Annotated in this window: 15 protein-coding genes; 7 read left to right on the forward strand and 8 right to left on the reverse strand. The window is 68.5% G+C overall.

All coding sequences use genetic code 11. The annotated features are described in order from the left end of the window. Complete coding sequence (gene fxsT, locus ACIBTM_RS22325; protein ID WP_395878995.1) at positions 1-4,386, forward strand: FxSxx-COOH system tetratricopeptide repeat protein; 4,386 nt, start codon at positions 1-3, stop codon at positions 4,384-4,386. A gap of 1 nt (position 4,387) precedes the next feature. Here the strand turns inward: fxsT and ACIBTM_RS22330 are convergent, their stop codons facing one another. From ACIBTM_RS22330 to ACIBTM_RS22340, 3 genes are all read right to left on the reverse strand, one after another. Then, entirely contained in the window at positions 4,388-6,190 is a 1,803-nt protein-coding gene (locus ACIBTM_RS22330) for an aKG-HExxH-type peptide beta-hydroxylase (protein WP_395878996.1), read from the reverse strand. Continuing rightward, entirely contained in the window at positions 6,190-6,393 is a 204-nt protein-coding gene (locus tag ACIBTM_RS22335; protein WP_395878997.1) for a hypothetical protein, read from the reverse strand. Before ACIBTM_RS22335 ends, ACIBTM_RS22330 begins: the two co-directional genes overlap by 1 nt. Positions 6,394-6,470: 77 nt before the next feature. Then, complete coding sequence (locus ACIBTM_RS22340; RefSeq protein WP_395878998.1) at positions 6,471-7,184, reverse strand: Crp/Fnr family transcriptional regulator; 714 nt, start codon at positions 7,182-7,184, stop codon at positions 6,471-6,473. Positions 7,185-7,369: 185 nt separating this feature from the next. Between ACIBTM_RS22340 and ACIBTM_RS22345 the strand changes: the two genes are divergently transcribed. Both ACIBTM_RS22345 and ACIBTM_RS22350 read left to right on the forward strand, forming a co-directional pair. Next, on the forward strand, positions 7,370-7,783 hold the full coding sequence (locus ACIBTM_RS22345) for a hypothetical protein (protein WP_395878999.1): 414 nt from the start codon (positions 7,370-7,372) through the stop codon (positions 7,781-7,783). 277 nt (positions 7,784-8,060) lie between these two features. Then, complete coding sequence (locus tag ACIBTM_RS22350) at positions 8,061-10,592, forward strand: phosphocholine-specific phospholipase C (protein ID WP_395879000.1); 2,532 nt, start codon at positions 8,061-8,063, stop codon at positions 10,590-10,592. A 100-nt stretch (positions 10,593-10,692) separates the two neighbouring features. On the opposite strand, the gene ACIBTM_RS22355 is transcribed toward ACIBTM_RS22350, so the two are convergent. Continuing rightward, complete coding sequence (locus ACIBTM_RS22355; protein ID WP_395879001.1) at positions 10,693-11,199, reverse strand: MarR family winged helix-turn-helix transcriptional regulator; 507 nt, start codon at positions 11,197-11,199, stop codon at positions 10,693-10,695. 93 nt (positions 11,200-11,292) lie between these two features. Between ACIBTM_RS22355 and ACIBTM_RS22360 the strand changes: the two genes are divergently transcribed. Then, positions 11,293-11,496, forward strand: coding sequence for a hypothetical protein (locus ACIBTM_RS22360; protein ID WP_395879002.1), 204 nt, complete (start codon positions 11,293-11,295; stop codon positions 11,494-11,496). Continuing rightward, the gene (locus ACIBTM_RS22365) at positions 11,442-12,197 is read left to right on the forward strand and encodes an EamA family transporter (protein WP_395879003.1); all 756 of its coding nucleotides are present in this window, start codon (positions 11,442-11,444) and stop codon (positions 12,195-12,197) included. The genes ACIBTM_RS22360 and ACIBTM_RS22365 overlap by 55 nt, the downstream gene beginning before the upstream one ends. Positions 12,198-12,237: 40 nt before the next feature. On the opposite strand, the gene ACIBTM_RS22370 is transcribed toward ACIBTM_RS22365, so the two are convergent. Further along, complete coding sequence (locus tag ACIBTM_RS22370; protein ID WP_395879004.1) at positions 12,238-13,452, reverse strand: cytochrome P450; 1,215 nt, start codon at positions 13,450-13,452, stop codon at positions 12,238-12,240. 137 nt (positions 13,453-13,589) lie between these two features. Between ACIBTM_RS22370 and ACIBTM_RS22375 the strand changes: the two genes are divergently transcribed. Further along, positions 13,590-14,522: an ATP-binding cassette domain-containing protein gene (locus tag ACIBTM_RS22375; RefSeq protein WP_395879005.1), complete on the forward strand. Its 933-nt coding sequence runs from the start codon at positions 13,590-13,592 to the stop codon at positions 14,520-14,522. Further along, on the forward strand, positions 14,519-15,262 hold the full coding sequence (locus tag ACIBTM_RS22380) for an ABC transporter permease (RefSeq protein ID WP_395879006.1): 744 nt from the start codon (positions 14,519-14,521) through the stop codon (positions 15,260-15,262). The genes ACIBTM_RS22375 and ACIBTM_RS22380 overlap by 4 nt, the downstream gene beginning before the upstream one ends. On the opposite strand, the gene ACIBTM_RS22385 is transcribed toward ACIBTM_RS22380, so the two are convergent. The 3 genes from ACIBTM_RS22385 to ACIBTM_RS22395 form a co-directional block, all read right to left on the reverse strand. Next, on the reverse strand, positions 15,246-18,410 hold the full coding sequence (locus ACIBTM_RS22385) for a BTAD domain-containing putative transcriptional regulator (RefSeq protein ID WP_395879007.1): 3,165 nt from the start codon (positions 18,408-18,410) through the stop codon (positions 15,246-15,248). The genes ACIBTM_RS22380 and ACIBTM_RS22385 overlap by 17 nt on opposite strands. Before the next feature lie 32 nt (positions 18,411-18,442). Beyond that, entirely contained in the window at positions 18,443-18,994 is a 552-nt protein-coding gene (locus ACIBTM_RS22390; RefSeq protein ID WP_395879397.1) for a YbhB/YbcL family Raf kinase inhibitor-like protein, read from the reverse strand. A 296-nt stretch (positions 18,995-19,290) separates the two neighbouring features. After that, positions 19,291-20,097 carry an NBR1-Ig-like domain-containing protein gene (locus ACIBTM_RS22395; protein ID WP_395879008.1) on the reverse strand — a complete coding sequence of 269 codons (807 nt, stop codon included), beginning with the start codon at positions 20,095-20,097 and terminating at the stop codon, positions 19,291-19,293. Positions 20,098-20,263: the final 166 nt, after the last annotated feature.

Here is a 20,263-nt window from a genome sequence, read left to right on the forward strand (position 1 = left end):
ATGGACCGGCCGGGCGGTGTGTCCGACTCGCGTTCCGCCCCGGCGGCGGACCGGCGGGACACCGGTTTTCCGCAAGGGGGCAGGCGGTTCGGATTCGAGGACCTGAACTGGACCGACGTCGCCGACATCGTGTGGCTGGCCGCGGCCATCTCGCCGCGGCGGGCCGATGGCGGCCCGGCCCCGGCCGAGGAGCCCGAGCGGACGCCCGAGGACGTGCGGATCCGTAACGCGCCCGCCGAACGCGGGGAAATCCCGGAACTTCCCGAACCGGGGCTGTCCCGGCTCATCGACGCCCCGGCGGCGGTGGAAGACGACGACCAGGTCGTCGCGATCGAGGCCGTTCCCGGTGAGCTGCCGGAACCCGCGGTGGACGGCGCCGGGCCGGGTGGCGTGGTACTCCTCGAATCGCTGGAGTACTTCCGTGCGCTGAGAACACTGAAACGAGAGATGGCCTCGCGGCGACACAACAACGTGGTCCTGGACGAAGTGGCGACCGCCGTCCGGGTCGCGGAGACCGGACGGTGGTGGCCGGTCACCCGATCGAGAAAAGAGCGCTGGCTCGACCTGACGCTCGTCCTCGACAACGGTCCGTCAATGGCCTTGTGGCGCCCCAGGGTGTCGGCGTTTGTCGAATTACTCCGGCAAGTGGGTGCTTTCCGTACCATCCAGGTCCGCCTGTTGGAAACCGCGAAAGACACTGAAGAGGATCTCGTTCTTCGTGGTGGCACGCCCGGCGCGCCCGCGCGAGACCCGGACGAGATCGTGGATTCGTCGGGACGGCGCGTGGTGTTGCTGCTGACCGACGGTGTGGGTGACGCCTGGCAGAAGAAGGACGCGCTGTACCCGATGCTGGCGCGGTGGGGCAGGAAGATGCCGGTGAGCATCGTGCACCTGCTCCCGCAATGGCTGTGGGGCCGGTGCGGTATGAGCCCGCACAAGGCCCGGTTGAGAGTGCCGAACGCGATGGCGCCCAACGTCCGATGGAAATGCGAGCTCGCGGACGCCTGGCTCGAACCCGGCTCGAAAGTGCCCGCCCATCTCGTCCCGGTGCCGGTCCTCGAACTGCGGCCGAGGTCGCTGGGCTGGTGGGCCGGACTGATGACCGGCGAAAACGACGACACCGTAGAAGGAACCGTCGTACTCGCCACGGAACGGATTTCCCAGTCCGATTTCGATGACCCGTCAGTAACTTTGTCACCCGCCGAACGAGTACAGCGATTCCGCAGTGTTGCGTCGCCGCCAGCGCTACGCTTGGCACAGTTACTCGCGGCGGTACCGGTCCGTCTCGACGTGGCGAAGCTGGTGGGACAACGATTCGTGCCGGAAGCGGGCCCGGAACACCTCCTCGAGCTTTTGCTTTCGGGGATGATGTACGCTCCCGCACTCAGGGAGGGCGAGTCCACTTGGGACACAGACGGGGTCTTCGCTTTTCCCGAGGCAGTCCGGGAATTGCTGCTCAGCGGCGCGCGGCGGTCGGAAACGGCCAATGTCGTCCGAGTGGCCGCCACCCATTTCGGTGACCGGATCCGGTTGATCGGCCACCTCCGAGACGCCATCGCCGACCCGAACAACACACCGGACCCAGACCTCACCCGCGAGTCCCCGGCCGATGTGGAGCTGGAAACCGCGCTCATGCGCGCCCTTTCCGGGCCGTACCTGTCCAGGGCGGACCGGCTGCGGAACGCGGCGGCAAACCAAGTCCTCCAAGTACACCGATCTGAACAGAAGACTGTGAGCTCAATGATGCGTGAGACGGCCGAACGTCCACCTGCCTCGACACCTGTGACACAGGGGCGCTCGTCTTATCTCAGTGAGCCCGAAGCGAACGAGCCGACGACCCGGATCGTGCACCCGTCGGCGTCGGAGACCTCCCGGAACTTCCCCACCCGTCAGCCCGACGACCCGCCACTGATCTTCGGCAACGTCCCTCCGCGGAACCCCAACTTCACCGGTCGCGACGAATTGCTCGACCAGCTCACGAAGCGGTTGAGCAGTGGTACCACCGCCGTGCTTCCTTCGGCGCTGCACGGTCTCGGTGGTATCGGCAAGACCCAGATGGCCGCGGAGTACATCTACCGGCATCTTCAGGATTACGACCTCGTCTGGTGGATCGACGCCGCGCACACCACCCAGATCCGCGCCGGTCTCACCGAACTCGCCAGTGTCCTGGGCCTTCAAGGCGCGGCCGAGGCCAGTGTCGCGGTCCCCGCGGTCATCGAGGCGCTCCGGACCGGGCGGCCGTTCCGCCGCTGGCTTCTGGTCTTCGACGCCGCGGAGAGCCCGGAGACCGTGCTGCCGTTCTTCCCGCGCAACGGTCCCGGTGAAATCCTGATCACCTCGCGCAACTCCGACTGGGCGGGGATCGCGCGCCCGCTCGAACTCGCGGTGTTCAAACGTGAGGAAAGCGTCGAGCTGCTCGGCCGCCGCGGTCCGGAGATCGACCCGGCCGACGCCGACGAACTCGCCGAGAAGCTCGGCGATCTGCCCTTGGCCGTCGAACAGGCGGCGGCCTGGCGTGCGGTGACCGGGATGCCGGTGCAGGAGTATCTGCGCCTGTTCGACGAGTCTGTCGAGGAAATCCTCGATACCGCTTCTGCACCCGACAACGAGGTGTCCGTCGCCGCCGCTTGGAACGTCTCGTTCGAGGAACTGAAGACCCGCAACCCGGCGGCTCACCAGATCCTGCACATTTGCGCTTTCTTCTCCCCGGAACCGATCTCGCGTGACCTGCTCACCGGGGTCAACCGGGTGTCGATCTCGCCCGAGCTCGACGCGGCACTCCGTGACCCGATCAAGCTGGCGCGCGCCATCCGGGACATCAACCGTTATGGCCTCGCCAAGATCGACCACGGGAACAACACCCTCCAGCTGCACCGGCTGGTGCAGCTGGTGCTGCGCAACCGGGTCATGGCCCGGCAGGTGCACGCGCGCATGCAGCATGGTGCCCACCAGCTGCTCGCCGCGCTGGACCCCAACGACCCCGAATCCAGCAGGCACTGGTCGCGCTACCGCGAACTGCTGCCGCACGCCTACGCGGCGAACGTCCTGGACTGCGACGACGACTGGCCGCGTCAGCTCTACATCAACCTGATGCGCTACCTGTTCGAGTACGGGGATCACGAGGAGGCGGCGCGGCTCGGCCTCGAAGCGCGCAAGCGCTTCACCGACGTCCTCGGCCCCACCCATCCGCAGACCCTCGAAGTCTCGTCGAGGCTCGGGCTCTATCTGTGGGCGATCGGCCGGTACACCGAAGCCGCGGAACTCAACCAGCGCACTCTCGCACTGCGTTTGCAGATATCCACTGAAGAGAACGAGGAGACCTTCGCGCTTCAGCGGAACATCACGATCGACCTCCGGGCGCAGGGCGATTTCGCGGGAGCGACCAAACTGAGCGAAGAGATCCTGCACAAGGCCAAGCGGATGTTCGGTGACGACGACCCGGAGACGCTCTACGCCGCGTATCAGCACGCGATCAGCCTGCGGTTGGCCGGCGCCTACCGGGAGGCCTTGGAACTGGATCAGGACACTCTCCGGCGGCGGATCGAGGTCCTCGGCCGCGATCACGTCCGCACCTTCAGCGCCAACAGCGCGAGGAACGTGGACCTGCGCGAGGCGGGCGAATACGGCCAAGCCCGGATTCAGCAGGAGAGGCTCACGGAGAACTTCATCGCCCGCTTCGGCGCGGACCAGCTGGACTCGGCGGGTAACTCGCTCCTGCTCGCGGTGGCGAGGAGGAAGGACGGCGACCACCCGGGGGCGCTCAGCGTGTCCACGGAGGTCCTCAAGCGGTTCCGGCTCGCCTATGGTGATGACCACGGCACGACGATGGCCGCCGCACTGGCTCATTCGATCGATCTTCGTCACTCGGGCGATCTGGCCGCGGCGAAGAAGCTCGGTGAGGAGACCTTCGAGCGGTACCGGAGTGGTCTCGGCGAGTACCATCCGCACACCCTCGCGGCCAACGTCGACCTCGCCGTGACCTTGCGACTGATGGGTGACCCCGCCGCCGCGCGGGTCCTCGACGAGCGTGCCCTCGAGCAGTTCCGTGCCACCATCGGCCCGGACCATCCCTATGCCATCATCGCCGCGATCAACCTGGCGAGTGACCTGGCGGCAGTGGGTGAACTCGACCGGGTGGTCGAGTTGGGGCGAGACGCGATCGAGCGCGGCACGCAGGTGCTCGGCGAGGAGCATCCCACGGTCCTGGCGGCATCCTTCAACCTCGGATTGGACCTGGCCACGCTCGGCCGGGCGGAGGAGGCCGCACCGTTCCGCGACCCGATCCTGGCGCGGTACCGTCGGATCCTGGGCGAGGCCCATCCCGGAACGCAGGCGGCCGGTCGAGGCGCCCGTGCCAACTGCGACATCGACCCGATCCTGATGTGACTCAACCCGGCACGAGTTGCCCGATCCAGGAGGCGATCTCCTCCACGGTCGGCGGCCGGGGGCCGGAGCGCAAGGGCCGATGTACCGCGCGGACCAGCTCGGGACAGTGCAGCAGGGCACGGGCGGCAGGGTGGAGGCCTCGGGCGGAGAGCGCGAGGCCCAGCCCGACCAAGGAGTTCGGCCGGTCCGGATCCGCGGCGAGTTCCCGACGGTAGCCCTCCACGGCTTCGAGATGATCGCCTGCGGTGTAAGCGAAATCAGCTTCGGTGGCGCCGGGTACCGTCAGGGGTCGCCCCGCGCCGCCGAGGGAGAGCCGGATGAGGTCCGTTCTGGCCTGGGACCAGCCTCCGTCCGGTATCGGCGTCGGGGGAAGGCTTGTCGCGTCGAGACTCGCGGGAGGTCTCGCTTTTCCCATGAGCCACGCCGCCGCCAGTTCGGCGACGACGGACGGGTCCGGACGCAGGTGCCGGGTGCGCCATCCCGCGAGATGATCGTGGCGGGCGGAGGCGGCCAGCTCGCCCGCCTCCGCCGGTACGGGCTCACTCTGCCACGGCCCGAGGCGTTCGGCGACGCCGTCGAGAAAGCGTCGGCCGGCATCGGTCAGGGTCGAGTCCGCGCGCAGCACTTGCAGCGTGTGCCACGTCTGCTCACGCCAGTAGGCGAATTCGAAGCTTGAGCGCCGGGGATTCGTCCCGGCCCTGGCCAAGGCACGCCAGAAGGCGGTGACGCCGAAGAAGGCGTAGACCCCTTGCAGAGCGCCACTGAGGGGGCGTGGATCATCCCGCCAGGCCACATAGATCCGTTCTCGGGGGTCCGGCTCGTACAACTCGACGAGGTGCAGCAGACCGCCGAGCACGATGTGCTGGAATTCGTGGATCAGCGTTTCGGCGAGCGACGCGCCGTCGGCGGGCAGTCCGACGACCGCACTGCCGAACGCCTCCCCGGTCGACGCGCTCGGATTCCGGAAGAGCACCTGGGGTTTCGGAACCAAGGACGCCAATCCCACCGGCATGATGCGGGCCAAGCCGGGCAGCTGGGTGGCGACCAGGCGGCACGCCTCGTCGATCAGCCGTTGCCAATCCGCCAGATCCTCGCCCGGCAGCCGTTCCGGCGGGATCGGTTCGTAGAGTCCACGGTAGGGATCGAGGTCGTCGAGCCACAACGAGAACCGGTGCGCACCGACCTGACTTCGCACCCGCCGGATTCCCCGCCAGCCCGCGGCGTCGGAGTCGGGTGCGTCCGGCAGGTGAACCGTCGTGGCGGCGTTCGACACCGAGTACCGGCCGTTCACGCCCCGCACGACGACCGAGGAAAACGTTTCGGTGTCCGGAAATCCGGCCATCCCGAGGGAAGGGAGTATGGCGTTGCCGTGCCACGCCGGGATGGCGGTCTCGAAGTCCAGCTCCGCCCGGATCGCCGCGGCCGCCGCGATCGCGTGCGCGTGCCCCAGATGCATCCACAAAGGACCTACGCCGTCGATTCCGTTGCGGAGCAAGCGGGTCGTATAGCCTGCCCAGCTGCCAGTATACGGATTGGTGAGCATCCTGTTCACCGCCCTGGGTGCTCGTGCTTCGGCACGGGCGAGGAGTTCCCAGGCGGAATCCAGCGGCGGCAACGGACCCGAATGATCTGGTGCCTTCGCGGCCTCGGTCAGCAATGCGTGAATCAACAGTTTGCGACGGCTTCGTTCAGCCCGTCGTAGCCGTCGAGCCATGTCCTCGTCGCCGTCGAGGCGCGCGAGCGCGTCGAAGTCCCGCCATGACAACCGGTGGAACGCGGGACGCGACCCAGATGATGGCGGCATCAGTCGATCCGTTCGCCGCCTCCGGCGCCTTCGGTTCCGCTTCTGTAGCGTGCGCGGACGAGGGTGGTGCGTTCGACGACCTGACGCGCCGAATGGCGGAAGGCTTCGCCGTCCAGCTCTCGTAACGCGGTGAAGGAGACCGCGTCGAGATCGAGCAACGCCGATTCGATGTCCGGTTCCGTGTCTGCCGAGAAAGAACTCATCGTGCCGATTCCCTCCACGCCGTGAAACGGTTGCGAGAGTTGAACCTCGACAAGGATAGCCGAGATTTCCCGCCGGATCAGGCCTCGACGGCCGGTGGTGGCCGTCCGGCCGCCAATTCCCGCAGTGCGCGAGGGCTGGTGATGGTGACGCGCTGGCGTGCGGTGCGTACCACCCCCAGTCGCCGGAGTTCGTCGAGGCCCCGGATCAAGGTGCTGCGCGAGACCCGCGCGAAGCCCGCCAATTCCCCTTGGTTGAAACGGAGATCGATCTGTTTCCCGGCCGTCCAGTCGACGGCGTGCTGCAGGGCCAGTTCCAGGAGAACGGCGGCGAGGCGTTGCGGGAAATCCGGGCCGCCGGATTCGAGCCGCAGCCGGTCGGATTGCTGTAGCCGGATCGCCGCGGTACGGAAGATCTCCTCGGCGATACGCGGTTGGTCGCGTAATACGCCGAGGAATTTGTCCCTCGGCACGACGAGGGTGTGCACCTCGTCGATCGCCGACATCGTGGCGGAACGGGGGAGTCCGCTGATCGGGGCCAGCTCGCCCACGATTTCCGCGGGACCACGGGCGGCGAGCGGGGCGTCCTCGCCGCGATAGTTGGTGGCGCTGATCTTCACCCAGCCGTGCAGGACGACGAACATGCTGGTGGGCGGACTGCCCTGGAGGGCGAGAATCTGGCCGGGTCGCCACACTTTCAGGTGGCCGGCGCGCCGGAGAGCGGACTGTTCCGCCGCTGTCAGCCGCCGCCAGGTCCCCAGACTCCCGTTTTCAGCCGCGGAGGTACCGGTCATCCTGGCCCTCCGGTTCCCCGGGAACCGGATCGGTGCTGTGTTCCATTTGACGCATCAGCCACTCCCCCGACTCGTCAGCATGGTCAGTGGGCAGAACGACCCGGAAGTTTCGAACCGCGACCGGTAATTGTGCCAGGCACGGGGTGACTTCACCAGGTCTCGGGCCGGCGACGGGGGAGGGTGTCATGCGCAGTGCGGAAAGTGTCATGGGACGGCCGAAGGATCACCGCCACGTGCCGGTCGAGCAGAACCCGCGGACGCCCAAGGCGTTCGGCCGAAGACCGGCGTTGTTCGCGCCGCACCCGCCGCTGATGTCCGGCGGGTGGTATCAGGGTGACGACCACGAGGTCGTCGGCCCTGGGCGGTATCCGGTTCCCCGTCCGCCCGCCAAATCGGCGAAGGCCGCGTTGCTGTGGGCACTCTTCTTGGGCCCGTTGGGCCTTTGTTACGTGTCACCCGTCGGTGGGCTGATCGCGACGGCGGCCTCGGTCACGGCGATCACCTTCGGCGGTGCCGCGCTGGTGGCCGTGATCTGGCCGGTCGTCATGGTGCTTTCGCTGGCGGCCTTGTCCGGGCGGCCGGACGACGACGGGAGCTGACGTCCGGCCGGATTCCGGCCGGGTGAACCGGGTGGGGGACGCTCAAGGGGGGCGGCCCCCACCACGGTTTCCGCCTCGTGAGTGGTGAGGACGGTTATGAGCGCTCACGAGGGTCGTGACCCTCCGAAAGTCGCGTCATCTTGCTCCGATCATGCAGCCCGCGGGCCGAACCCTTGAACCGATCAGGCGCCTATGTTTCTATCTGCTCGATAGACGCGGCAAAGGTGCAGTTTCGAACATGGATCGAACGGGTTCAACGCAATTCCTGGAGGGCTTCGTGCGCCGTCGTACCCTGCTGAAGGCCGCTGGTGCGGCTTCCGCCTTCACCTTGCTCCCGGCGAGCGTCCGGCAGGCACTCGCCGCCGAAGCGCCGACGGGCGGACTCGACGTCATCGAGCACGTCGTGGTGTTCATGCAGGAGAACCGGTCGTTCGACCACTATCTCGGGACGTTGCGCGGCGTACGGGGTTTCAACGATCCGGCCGCGATCAAGCTACCGTCCGGAGCGTCGGTCTTCCAGCAACCCGACGGTACGGGCACCCTGCTCCCGTACGCGATCGACGATCAGTTCATGGCCGACGTCGACCACAGCTGGTCCGGCGGGCACCGGGCGTGGAACAAGGGCCGTCACGACGCGTGGCGCGCGGCCAAGGGCGTCCGGTCGCTGACCTATCACACCCGTTCGGCGCTGCGGTTCTACCACGAGCTGGCCGACGCGTTCACCATCTGCGATGCCTACCACTGCTCGGAAATGGGGCCCACGAACCCGAATCGGATGTACCTGTTCACCGGCAAACTCGGCTACGAACCGGACGGCACGACCCGGGCGATCGGCAACGACGCGTGGCAGAACCCCGGGCACACCGGCTACACCTGGAAAACCTACGCCGAGCGTCTCCAGACCGCGGGCCGGAGCTGGCGCGTCTATCAGGAATGGGACAATTACGGCGACAACTCGCTGGACTATTTCAGCAGCTTCCTCGCCGTCGGCACCAAGGCGCTGTCGAAGGTGAAGGACTCCGCGGGCAAAGCCTTCCCGAAGCTGGAGTACTTCTACTACGCCCTGGATTCGGCTTCGGCCGCCGAGCGAACCCGGCTGCTCGACGGACTGGCGGCGGGCGTGGCGACGCTGACCGCGTCCGAACGCGCCTTGTACGACCGCGGGCTGGCCCGGGTCGCGCCGAAGCAATTGTCGAGTGCCTTCAAGGGCGATGTCGACGCCGGCAGGCTGCCGTCGGTGTCGTGGATCGTCGCGCCGGAATCCCAGACCGAACATCCCGCGTGGGGCCCGAACACCGGGGCCGATCTGGTGAAGTCGATCCTCGACACGATCGCGTCCAAACCCGAGGTGTGGAACAAGACGCTGTTCCTGCTGACCTACGACGAGGACGGCGGCTTCTTCGACCACATGCCGCCGCCCGCGCCTCCGGCCTCCGACGGCGAAGGCAAGAGTTCCGTCGCCACGACCGACGAATTCGTCTCCGGTGAGCCGATCGGGCTGGGCGTACGGGTGCCCATGTTCGTGATCTCGCCGTGGAGCCGGGGCGGCAAGGTGTGTTCGGAGGTCTTCGACCACACTTCCGTGCTGCGCTTCCTCGAACAGTGGAGCGGCGTCGCCGAGCCGAACATCTCGCCGTGGCGGCGCGCCGTCTGCGGTGACCTGACTTCGGCGCTGGACACCACGTCGCCGAGCGCGACCTACCCGGCGCTGACCAAACCGGTGCCGACGAGCGGGCCGTGGAACACCCAGCCGCAGCCGCCGTCCGTGCAGAAGCTTCCCGTTTCGGAGACCGGGGTGCGGACCGCGCGCCCATTGCCCTATCAGCTGACGGCTTCAGGACGGGTGACGGCCGAGCGATTCTGGATCGACTTCGCCAGTACCGGAACGGCGGGCGCGCACTTCTACGTGTACGCCAACGCGTACCGGACCGACGGTCCGTGGCGCTACACCCTCGGCGGGAACGCGACGCTTTCCGACTATTGGCAGGCCGGTTCCCCGGCCGGCGCGTACGACCTCACCGCGCACGGCCCCAACGGTTTCCTGCGCCGGTTCGCGGGCAACCGGATCACCGCGACCACCGGTGGCAAGCCGAATCCGGAGGTCGTGCTGCGGCCGGGTTCCGGTGTCGTGTACCTGACGATGACCAACGCAGGCGCCGCTTGCGAGCTGACCGTGCGGACCGGCAACCGCGGTGGTGGGCCGTGGACGTACACGGTCGCCCAGGGCGCGACGGTCGAGGACTGGTTCAGTACCGAAGGCGGCATGGGCGGCTGGTACGACCTAACCGTTCAGGGGCCGGACGGCTTCCTTCGCCGCTTCGCTGGTCATGTCGAGACGGGCGCCGAGACCATCAGCGACCCGGTCATGGGCTCCGGGCCGCTCGCCGCCACCGTCCGCTCGGCCGACAGCCAGGAGACCGTGGGGGAGAACGGCGCCGCCGCGAACGCCGTCGACGGGAATCCCGCCACCCACTGGCACACCAAGTGGTCCGGTGGGGAAGACCCGCTGCCCCACGAACTACAGCTCGATCTGGGTGCCGCCCGCACCGTGACGGGCTTGGCCTACTTGCCGCGCCAGGACGGTTCCGACCACGGGCGCGTCGGTGGCTACGAAGTCCACCTGAGCACGGACGGGTCGGCCTGGGGGAGTCCCGTCGCCACGGGCACCTTCGCCGACGACGCCGCCCGGAAGACCCTGCGGTTCTGGCCGACCCGAGCGCGTTATGTGCGGTTCCGCGCCCTCACCGAAGCAGGCGGACGCGGCCCGTGGACGTCGGCGGCGGAGGTCACCCCGCTCGGCTGGATCTGACCCGAACGGGCAGATTTCCTTGGATGGACGACACGTGTGGCGTCCGTCTGATCACGCGTGTCGGCCATTCAGTCACGCGACACCGCCACCCGCGCCGAGGTCACTCCAGTGACGTGTCACCGAAGTGTTCGAGCAGCAGCCGCAGGCCGCCGATCAGTTCGGCCCACTGTGCCGGTTTCAGGTCGGGCAGGAGGTCGGCTTCGTTCTCCAGGTGGAGTACGAAGACCTCGTCCACGACCTGGCGTCCCTTGCCGGTCAACCGGATCTTGACCGAGCGGCGGTCGTCGCTGTCGCGCACCCGCTCGACCAGGCCCTTGGTCTCCATGCGGTCGATGCGGTTCGTGATCGCCCCGGACGTGACCATCGCGGCTTTGAGCAGCGCGCCGGGCGTCAGGCCGTCGGCTTCCCCGGAGCGGCGGAGCGTGGTGAGCACGTCGAACTCCCACGACTCCAGGTCGTGCCTGGCGTTGAACTCCTTGAGCTTCCGGTCGAGGATCCGGGAAAGCCGCTGAACGCGCCCGATCACCTCGGCGGGCCAGAGCTTGTCCTCGAGGTCCGGCCGCTCGTGTCGCCAAAGCGCGATCACCGCGTCCACCGCGTCGGCCATGACATCCTCCAATCGTCTCAACATTAAGAGACTTGACATTGACAGAAGTCGCTGGTGTTATCTCAACGTTGAGATTATCAGTGAGGAGACATCATGGCGATCATCGCCGAGCGGCCCGTCGTCCCGGTGGAACCGGCGGCCGCGAAACCGACGCTCCGTGACGCCGGGCTCGCCGCGCTGGCCCCGGCCAGCTGGGGCACCGTCTACGTGGTCACCGCGACCCTGTTGCCCCGGATCGGCCGTTGCTGGCCGCCGCGCTGCGGGCGCTTCCGGCCGGACTGCTCCTGCTGGCACTGACCCGGCGGCTCCCGCACGGGTCGTGGTGGTGGAAGACGACGGTGCTCGGGATGCTCAATTTCGGCGCCTTCCTGCCGTTGATCTTCTTCGCCGCGTACCGCCTCCCCGGCGGGGTCGCCGCGACCCTGGGTGCCCTGCAACCCCTGCTGGTGGCGCTGCTCGCGCTCCCGATGCTCCGCGTCCGGACACCGGCGCCGATCCTGCTCGCCGCGATCGCCGGCGCCGGCGGGGTCGCCCTGCTGACCCTTTCCTCGGAAGCCCGCCTCGACCCGCTCGGTCTGGCCGCCATGCTCGTCGCCGTCGGGCTCATGGCCGTTTCCCTGATCCTGACCAAGAAATGGGGCCGCCCCGGGCATCCGCTGGCGATGACCGGCTGGCAGCTGACCCTCGGCGGTATCGTCCTCGCCCCGGCGACGCTCCTGTTCGAAGGCCTCCCGAGCTCGCTGACGACGGCGAACCTGATCGGCTACGGCTACATCGGCATCGTCACCACCGCGCTGGCCTACCCGCTGTGGTTCCGCGGTATCGACCGGCTCGCCCCGGCGTCGGTCTCCCTGCTGACGCTGACCAACCCCCTGGTCGCCACCGCGGCGGGATTCCTGGTGCTCGGCCAGACCCTCACCGGCTGGCAGCTCGCCGGATTCGCCGTCGCGCTCACCGCGTTGACGCTCAGCCAAACCCTCGCCCGGCCCAAGAACTGACGGAGGAACCGACCATGACCGAGCTGAAGATCCTCAGGCGCTATTCCGTCCAGGTGACCGGAAGCTCGTGGACGCCGTAGATGTTCATGTCGGTCTTGAGTTTGACCTCGCCGGCCGGGACGGCGAGCGCGAGTGCCGGGAATCGGCGCAGCAGTCCCTCGAAACCCGCGCGCATCTCGATCCGCGCCAGCTGCTGGCCGAGGCACTGGTGGATGCCGTGCCCGAAGGACAGCAGGCCGCGGGCGTTGCGGTGCAGGTCCAAGGCGTCGGGGTGCTCGAACCGCCGCGGATCACGGTTGGCGGCCAGCAGCGAGACGACGACCGTCGACCCCGCGCGGATCGTTTCGCCGCCGAGCTCCAGGTCCTCCGTGGCGTAACGGAAGAAGATGTCGGCGACGGACAGGTAGCGAAGCAGCTCTTCGACGGCGCCGGGGAGCAGCGCCGGGTCGGCACGCAGTTCAGCCAGCTGGTCAGGGTGCTCAAGGAGGGCGAAGGTGCCCAGCGCCAGCATGTTCGCGGTGGTCTCGTGTCCCGCCAGCAGCAGCAGGAAGGCGGCACCCGCCAGCTCTTCGATGGTGAGGTCTTCGTGGCGGCCGAGGTCGGACAGGATGTCGTCGCCGGGCGTCTCGCGTTTGCGGGTGACCAGTTCGGTGAGGAACGTGTTCATCCCGATGAACGCGGCCATCTTCTCCTCCAGCGTCTGGTCCCTGACCATGAGCTGCGCGGAGTTGGCCTGGAAGCTCTCCCGGTCCTCGTAGGGGACGCCGAGCAGTTCGCAGATCACCAGCGACGGCACCGGCAGCGCGAACTCCTTGACCAGATCGATCGGCGGGACCAGATTCGCCATCGCGTCCAGCTGCCGCTCGGTGATCTCGACGATGTGCTCTTCGAGCTGCTTCATCCGCTTCACGGTGAAGGCGCCGGTGAGCCGCTTCCGCAGCCGGCCGTGATCCGGCGGGTCCATGGCGACGAACATGCCCGGCATCGGCGGCGAGGGTTCGGTCTGGGCGGGCATCCCCGTCTCGTACGGCACGTGCAGGATGCCGATGTCCTGGCGCGAGCTGAACCGGGTGTCGGCCATCATCTGCCGGACCTCGTCGTAGCCGGTGACGAGCCAGCCCTCGTGACCGTCGGGGAAGACCATGGGACTCACCGGGCGGGCCTCGCGCAGCCGGGTGATCTCACGGGGCGGGTCGAAGGGACCCGCGTCGCGTTCCATCGGGAGGCCCTGCGGGACGGGAACCGTCTGGGTCATGACGTCGCCTTTCGTGGTGGTCGGTTGTGACGGCCACTCTCCCCGCGGCGCCTGACATCGGGCTGACACGGCGCTGACACCACCCGTGTCAGCGGCGTGGCGGGGCCGTGTCAGCGCGGCCGCCCACTGTGGTGTCCATGAACGACACAGCGATTGCGGTCTCCGGACTGCGAAAGACCTTCGGCGACAAGGTCGTGCTCGACGGCATAGACCTCGAAGTCCAGGCAGGCACCATCTTCTCCCTGCTCGGCCCGAACGGGGCCGGGAAGACCACGACGGTGAACCTGCTGACCACCCTGATGAAGGCCGACGGCGGGACCGCGAAGGTCGCGGGCCACGATCTCGTGACCGAGGCCAAGGCGGTGCGCGCCGCGATCGGCGTCACCGGCCAGTTCGCGGCGGTGGACGAACTGCTGACCGGCCAGGAGAACCTCCAGCTGATGGTGGATCTGAGCCGCGGGACCGCGGGCAAGAACGTCGTGTCCGAGCTGCTGGAACGCTTCGACCTGGTGGAATCGGCGCGCAAACCGGCGTCGACCTACTCCGGGGGCATGCGCCGGAAGCTCGATCTGGCGATGACGCTCGTCGGCGACCCGCGGATCATCTTCCTCGACGAGCCGACCACGGGCCTGGACCCGCGCAGCCGTCGCACGATGTGGTCGATCATCCGCGAGCTGGTGGCCGGCGGCGTGACCGTCTTCCTCACCACCCAGTACCTCGAGGAAGCCGACCAGCTCGCCGACCGGATCGCGGTCCTCGACCAGGGCCGCCTGGTCGCACAGGGCACCCCCGCCGAGCTCAAGCGCCGGATGCCCGGCACGCACGTCCGGCTCCGCTTCACCACCGTCGCCGAACTCGACGCGGCGGCGCGGATCTTCCCCGGAGCCGCCCGCGACGACGAGGCGCTCGCCCTGCGGATCCCCAGCGACGCCGGGACGAAATCCCTGCGCTCGCTGCTGGACCGGCTCGACGAGTACTCGATCGCCGCCGAAGAGTTCTCCGTCCACACCCCTGATCTCGATGACGTTTTCCTCGCCCTGACGGGCCACGACACGGAGGCAGCCAAGTGAATTCCCCCTCGACGGTGATGTTGCGCCGCAACTTCAAACACCTCGTCCGCAACCCGACCTCGGTGTTCAACGCGATCCTGATGCCGGTGGTGATGATGCTGATGTTCGTGTACGTCTTCGGGGACGCGTTCAGCGTCGGCGTCGACTACATCGACTACGCGACACCGGGATTGATGCTGCTGGCCGTCTGCTACGGCCTCGGGGCCACCGCGACGGCGGTGAACTCCGACATGACCAAGGGCATCATCAACCGGTTCAAGGTCATGGACGTCTCCCGCGGCGCGGTGCTGACCGGGCACGTCATCGCCAGCGTGCTGACCAACCTGGTCGCCATCGCGGCGCTCACCGGCGTGGCCTTCCTCCTCGGCTTCTCCCCGGCGGCCGGTTTCCTCGACTGGCTCGGCGTGGCGGGCATCGTCGTCCTGCTCGGTTTCGCGGCGGCCTGGCTCACGGTCGCGCTGGGACTGGCGGCGAAATCCCCGGAAACCGCGGGGATGGCCTCGGTGCCGCTGGTCATGCTGCCGTTCTTCAGCAGCGCGATCGTGCCCGCCGAGAAGATGGGGCCGGGGCTCCGGGAGTTCGCGGAGTACCAGCCCTTCACACCGATCATCGAGACCCTGCGCGGGCTTCTCAACGGCGCGCCCGCCGCGGGCGACGTGCTCCCCGCCCTCGGCTGGTGCGCCGGGATCGCGCTCGCCGGATACCTGTGGGCGTCCTCGACGTTCAAGAAGCGAGCGTGACCTCGGCCAGCTGTTTCCAGTCCGCCACAGCGCCTTCTCGCGCCGCCTCCGCGAACTTCGTTTCGCCGAGGCGGCGCAGCACTGTCGTCTCGATGCGGGTGACGTCCGGACGGGACCGGTCCGGCAGCCCGCGCAGTTCGTCGGCCGCCCCGAGCAGCCGCGCCGCCTGCTCGGGATCGTCCCGGCGCAGGGCCAGATCCGCGATCCCGACGAGCACGTGGGCGATCAAGGGCTGGTGCTGCACCTCACGCGCCGCCTGATAGGCCGATTCCCGGTGTTCACGGGATCGGTCGAGATCGTCCGCGAAGTAGCCGCGAAGGTCGTGGGTGACGGCGCGGACGTGGCCCAGTCCCGCTTCGTCGCCCATCACGGTCGTCGCGAAGGTGAGGTGCTTCGACGCTTCCTCGGTTTCGCCACGCCAGTGGAGGAGCTCCGCCTGCGAAAGGGCGAACATGCCCAGGGCACCCGGCCAGGTGACCTGCTCGGCGCGGCGCTCCGCATCGGCCGCGGCGGCCGCGCTGGCCTCCTCGTCGCCCATCAGCCAGAACAGCTGTGCCTGCCGGGACCGCAGCCGGATCAGGTCCTCGACGGAACCGACCTCGGTCACCACCGTGACCGCCTGTTCGTAGTACTCGCACGCGGTCGCGAACTCGCCGCGCGTGGCGATCCGGTCCGCCAGTTCGGTCAGGGCGAACGAGATCCCGAACCGTTCGCCGATGGCCCGGAACTCGCCGAGCGCCCGCTCGAGATACTCGTCCGCCTCCCGGCCGGGATGGCCGAGCGTGACCCGCATCTTGCCGAGGTGCAGCCTGCCCAGCGCGCGGACCCAAGGGTCCTCGTCCGCCAGCACCGGTTCCCACGCGGGCAGCGCCTCTTCCCCTGCCAGCATGCGTTCCAGCGGGACGACGAGTCCCAGCAGCGGATGCTTCTTCTCGGTGCGCATGCCAAGCCGGTACGACTCGTGGATCCACTTCGCCGCGGTGTGTTCGTCGGCGAAACCGGAACTCACGAAGAGCGAGACGAGCCCGTACACGATGGCCGCGACCTCTTCCGGTACCTCGCCCGGCGTTTTGACGGCCGCGCTGACCAGCTCCATGCCTTCCGTGCGGTGCCCGCTGAGCCACCAGTACCAGCCACAGGCCGCCGCGAGCCGCATCGCTTCCGGTGCTTCGCCCGCCGTGAGGGCGCCGCGCATCGCCGAAGTGATGTTGTCGTGCTCGGCGTTGAGCTTGGCGAGCCATTCCAGCTGCTCCGTGCGGCGGAGCATCGGCTCCGCGGCTTCGGCGAGATCGGTGAAATACGCGAGATGCGCGTGGCGCGCCAGCAGTGTTCCGTTCGCCTCGGCGAGCCGTTGCGCGGCGTACTCCTTGATCGTGCCGAGCATCCGGTAACGCGGCGCTTCGTCGCCCGCGGAGACCAGCAACGACTTCTCTGTCAGCGTGGTGAGCAGTTCGAGGACTTCGTACTCCTCGACGGCTTCGCTCACGCAGACGCGCTCGGCCGCCTCCAGGCTCGCCCCGCCCGAGAACACCGAGAGGCGGCACAGGACCGTCCGCTCGGCTTCGGACAGCAGCTCCCAGCTCCAGTCGACCATGGCGCGCAACGTCCGGTGCCGGGGCAGCGCGGTCCGGCTGCCGCCGGTGAGCAGGCGGAACCGGTCGTCGAGCCGGTTCGCGAGCTGCTCGATGGACATGGTGCGGAGCCGGGCCGCGGCCAGCTCGATCGCCAGCGGCATCCCGTCCAGGATCCGGCACACGTGCGCCATCGTGGCCAAAGTGGCCTTGTCGGCCACGAAATCCTTGCGTACCGCGCCGGCCCGGTCCCGCAGCAACCGGACGGCGGGGGAGGACTCGATCTCGCCGGGGCTTGCCTGCCGGTCCGGTACGGCCAGCGGCACGACATGCCACAACGTCTCGCCGGTGATGCCGAGCGGCTCCCGGCTCGTCGCCAGAATCCGGAGACGGCGGCATTCCCCGAGCACCCGATGGGCGAAGGCCGCGGCCGCCTCGATCACGTGCTCGCAGTTGTCCAGGATCAGCAGGACTTCCCGGTCGCGGATCGCGGCGACGACCCGCTCGGCGGGTTCGGCGTTCGAAGAGTCGCCGAGCAGCGCGTCCCGCAGGCCGAGCGCGGCGAGGGTAGCTTGTGCGACATTGTTCTTCCCACCCCCCTGCCCTTCGGGCCCGCCCCCCTTGTCATCGGGGCCGATGGCCGCGAGCTCCACCAGCCAGGCGCCGTCCGGCAGGTCGCCGAGCATGGTGCGCGCGGCTTCCGTGGCCAGCCTGGTCTTTCCCGAACCACCGGGCCCGATCAGGGTGGTGAGCCGGTGGCCGGCGACGAGTTCGCGGACCTTGGCGACGTCGACCTCCTTGCCGACGAAGCTGGTCAGCTCGGCGCGCACGTTGGTCTTGCGGTTCTCCTCACGCCGTCCCAGCTCACCCCGCAGCAGCTGGACATGCACCGCGGACAGCTCCGGCGAGGGGTCGACGCCGAGCGCGTCGGCCAAGGCCTCCCTCGTGCGCTGGTACGCGAGCAGCGCCTCGGTGTCACGGCCGGTGGCCGCGAGGGCCCGCATCAGCGCGGCGACGAGCCGCTCGCGCAGCGGGTGCGCGGCCACCAGGTCGGTCAGCTCGGTGACCAGCTTCGCGCCGTGGCCGAGGTCGAGTTCCGCGTCGAACCGGTCCTCCAACGCCGTCAGGCGAAGCCCTTCGAGCCGGGTGACCGCGGCGTCGAACGCGCCGCTGTCCTGCAGGCCGACGTCCTGCATGGCCGCCCCGCGCCACAGGCCGAGCGCCTCGCGCAGCCGCCCGGGCTCCTCGTCGCCGCGGGCCTGCTCGATGAGCCGTTCGAACCGCACGGCGTCGACGTCGTCGGGCGCCACTTTCAGCCGGTAGCCGTCGGTCTGTCCCTCGACGACGCCATCCGGAAGCACCTTCCGCAGCCGGGAAACCAAGCGCTGCAAGGCGTTCGTCGCGTCGGCGGGCGGCTGCTCGCCCCAGATCCAGTCGACGAGCGCCGCCTTCGGGACCACGCGTCCCGGTTCGAGCGCGAGGGCGATCAACAGCCCGCGCAGCCGCGCCCCCGGCACGTCGGCCAGGCCGCCGTCGTCCGTGTGCACCTCGAAGGGCCCCAGCATCCCGATCCGCATTGGGCCGATTTTGCCACGGATGACCTGGGGACTTACGACTCGCCGGTGATCCTCGCCGAACCGATCGAAGCCGCGGTGATCGCCCTGGCGGCGGCCTGCGTCGACGAACTGGAGTTCAGGCCGGTGAGCGAGGCCCGGTCTAGGGCGTGCACGACGAACTCGTAGGTGTTCACGGTCGAGGGCGAGCACGGCCCCTGGTAGCCGTAGAGGCTGGCGCTCCCGCGGTAGTAGACCTGCCTGGAACCCGCGGGAACCGGGGGCCGGTAGACGTGCTGGACGTTCTGGGGGAGCGAAGCCGTGGACGCCGGGATGTCGTAGATGACCCAGTGGATGAGGTTGGCGTTGTCGAGGTCGCGCATGACGATCGCGTAGCTCTTCGCCGCGGCGGGAGCGCCCGACCAGGCCAGCGGCGGCGACTCGTTCTTCTTGGCCGGATCGTGCCCGCCGCCGCTGGTGCACTCGTGCACCTTGGGTATGAGACCGCCATTGGCGAAAGCGGTGCTGGACAGGGTGAACGCGTTTTGCGCCGCCGACGCCGCCGGGGAAAGACAGGCGGCGCCGAGGGCGAACAGGGCGCAGAACACGATTCTCGTTGCTCTCACTGGAGTCTCCCGAGGACGTTGTGATTCTCGTGCGCGGAATTCAGCGTAGGGAGCCAGGAAAGCGGGGGCAGCGCACTTTTCCGGCCTAACGAGGTGTTTTCACCGGCTCAGGCGCGTCTCATGCGTGATCAGAAGCGGAACTCGCGTGATTGAACGGCGAACTCGCGTGATTGAACGGCGAACACACCGGGAACCGAATCCGCCGCGTGATCGCCTTCCAGACACGCGAGTTCCGCCTTCAATCACGTGAGTTCCGCCTCGGGGCACGCGAAAACGGCTCAGGCGCGCACGCGCACCGAGAAGTAGATCGGCCTGCTGGCCGGGAACAGTTCCCGGTTCTCCTCGTCGACCATCTTCCAGAAGACCTTGCAATCGACGGGCGCGGTCGGCGGGGCGCTCACGGTGACCGTCACCTGCACGTTCCCCTGCGGGGCGGTGTCGTTGACCGGGATCCGGTCCGGGGTGCGGCAGGCGCCGGGGGCGACCGGGAGGTCGGTACGGCGCAGATACCGCTTCCGCCATTCGACGGTGCCGGTGTTCTTGAGCTCCCACACCTTCACGAACTGGCTGCCCGGTCCGACCACGGTGTCGTCGGGGATGGTGACGTCGGCGACGAACTTGCTGGCGTCACCAGGATGGGGTGGCACGGACGGGTCCTGCGCGTCCGGCAGCAGGACGACCACGACGGCGGCGATCGCGGCGACGACGACCAGGGCGAGCGCCACCAGGAGGAGTTTGGACCGCGACCGCGGCGCGGGATCCGGTTCGCGGCCGGCGGAGAGCACGAGCTGGACACCCTGCCATCGGGCGTGCCATTCCGCTTCGTCACCGTCGCAGGCGCGGACGAACTCCCGGACCGTCTCCCACGGCTGCAACCGCTTGCCGGTGACGGTGAGGTGCAGGGTCGCGTGGGACACCGCGCCGGACTTCGCGGCCATCTTCCGGAAGGACGGCTCCCCGGCACGCGTCCGGAGCTTCCGCAGCTCCTCCATGAACGCTTCGAGCTCCGGCGCCCGTTCACCTGTTCGCGGTTCCGGCACGCTCCCCCTCGCGATCGTGTCCAACGTGACAACGTTTTTCGTCACTCTTCGCGGCTTGGTGACTATATCGCGAAGAGTGTCCGGATCGCCGCGCTGACCAGCGGGATCGGCCCGCCACGCGCGCTGTCAAACGCTGTCAACCTGCGGTTTTTGACGTCAGACGTTCCGTACAGACGGTTCCGGGTGACACCGCTTCCGGGCCAGTGTCGAT

The organism is Amycolatopsis sp. NPDC049868 (assembly GCF_044461365.1).
Lineage (GTDB): Bacteria > Actinomycetota > Actinomycetes > Mycobacteriales > Pseudonocardiaceae > Amycolatopsis.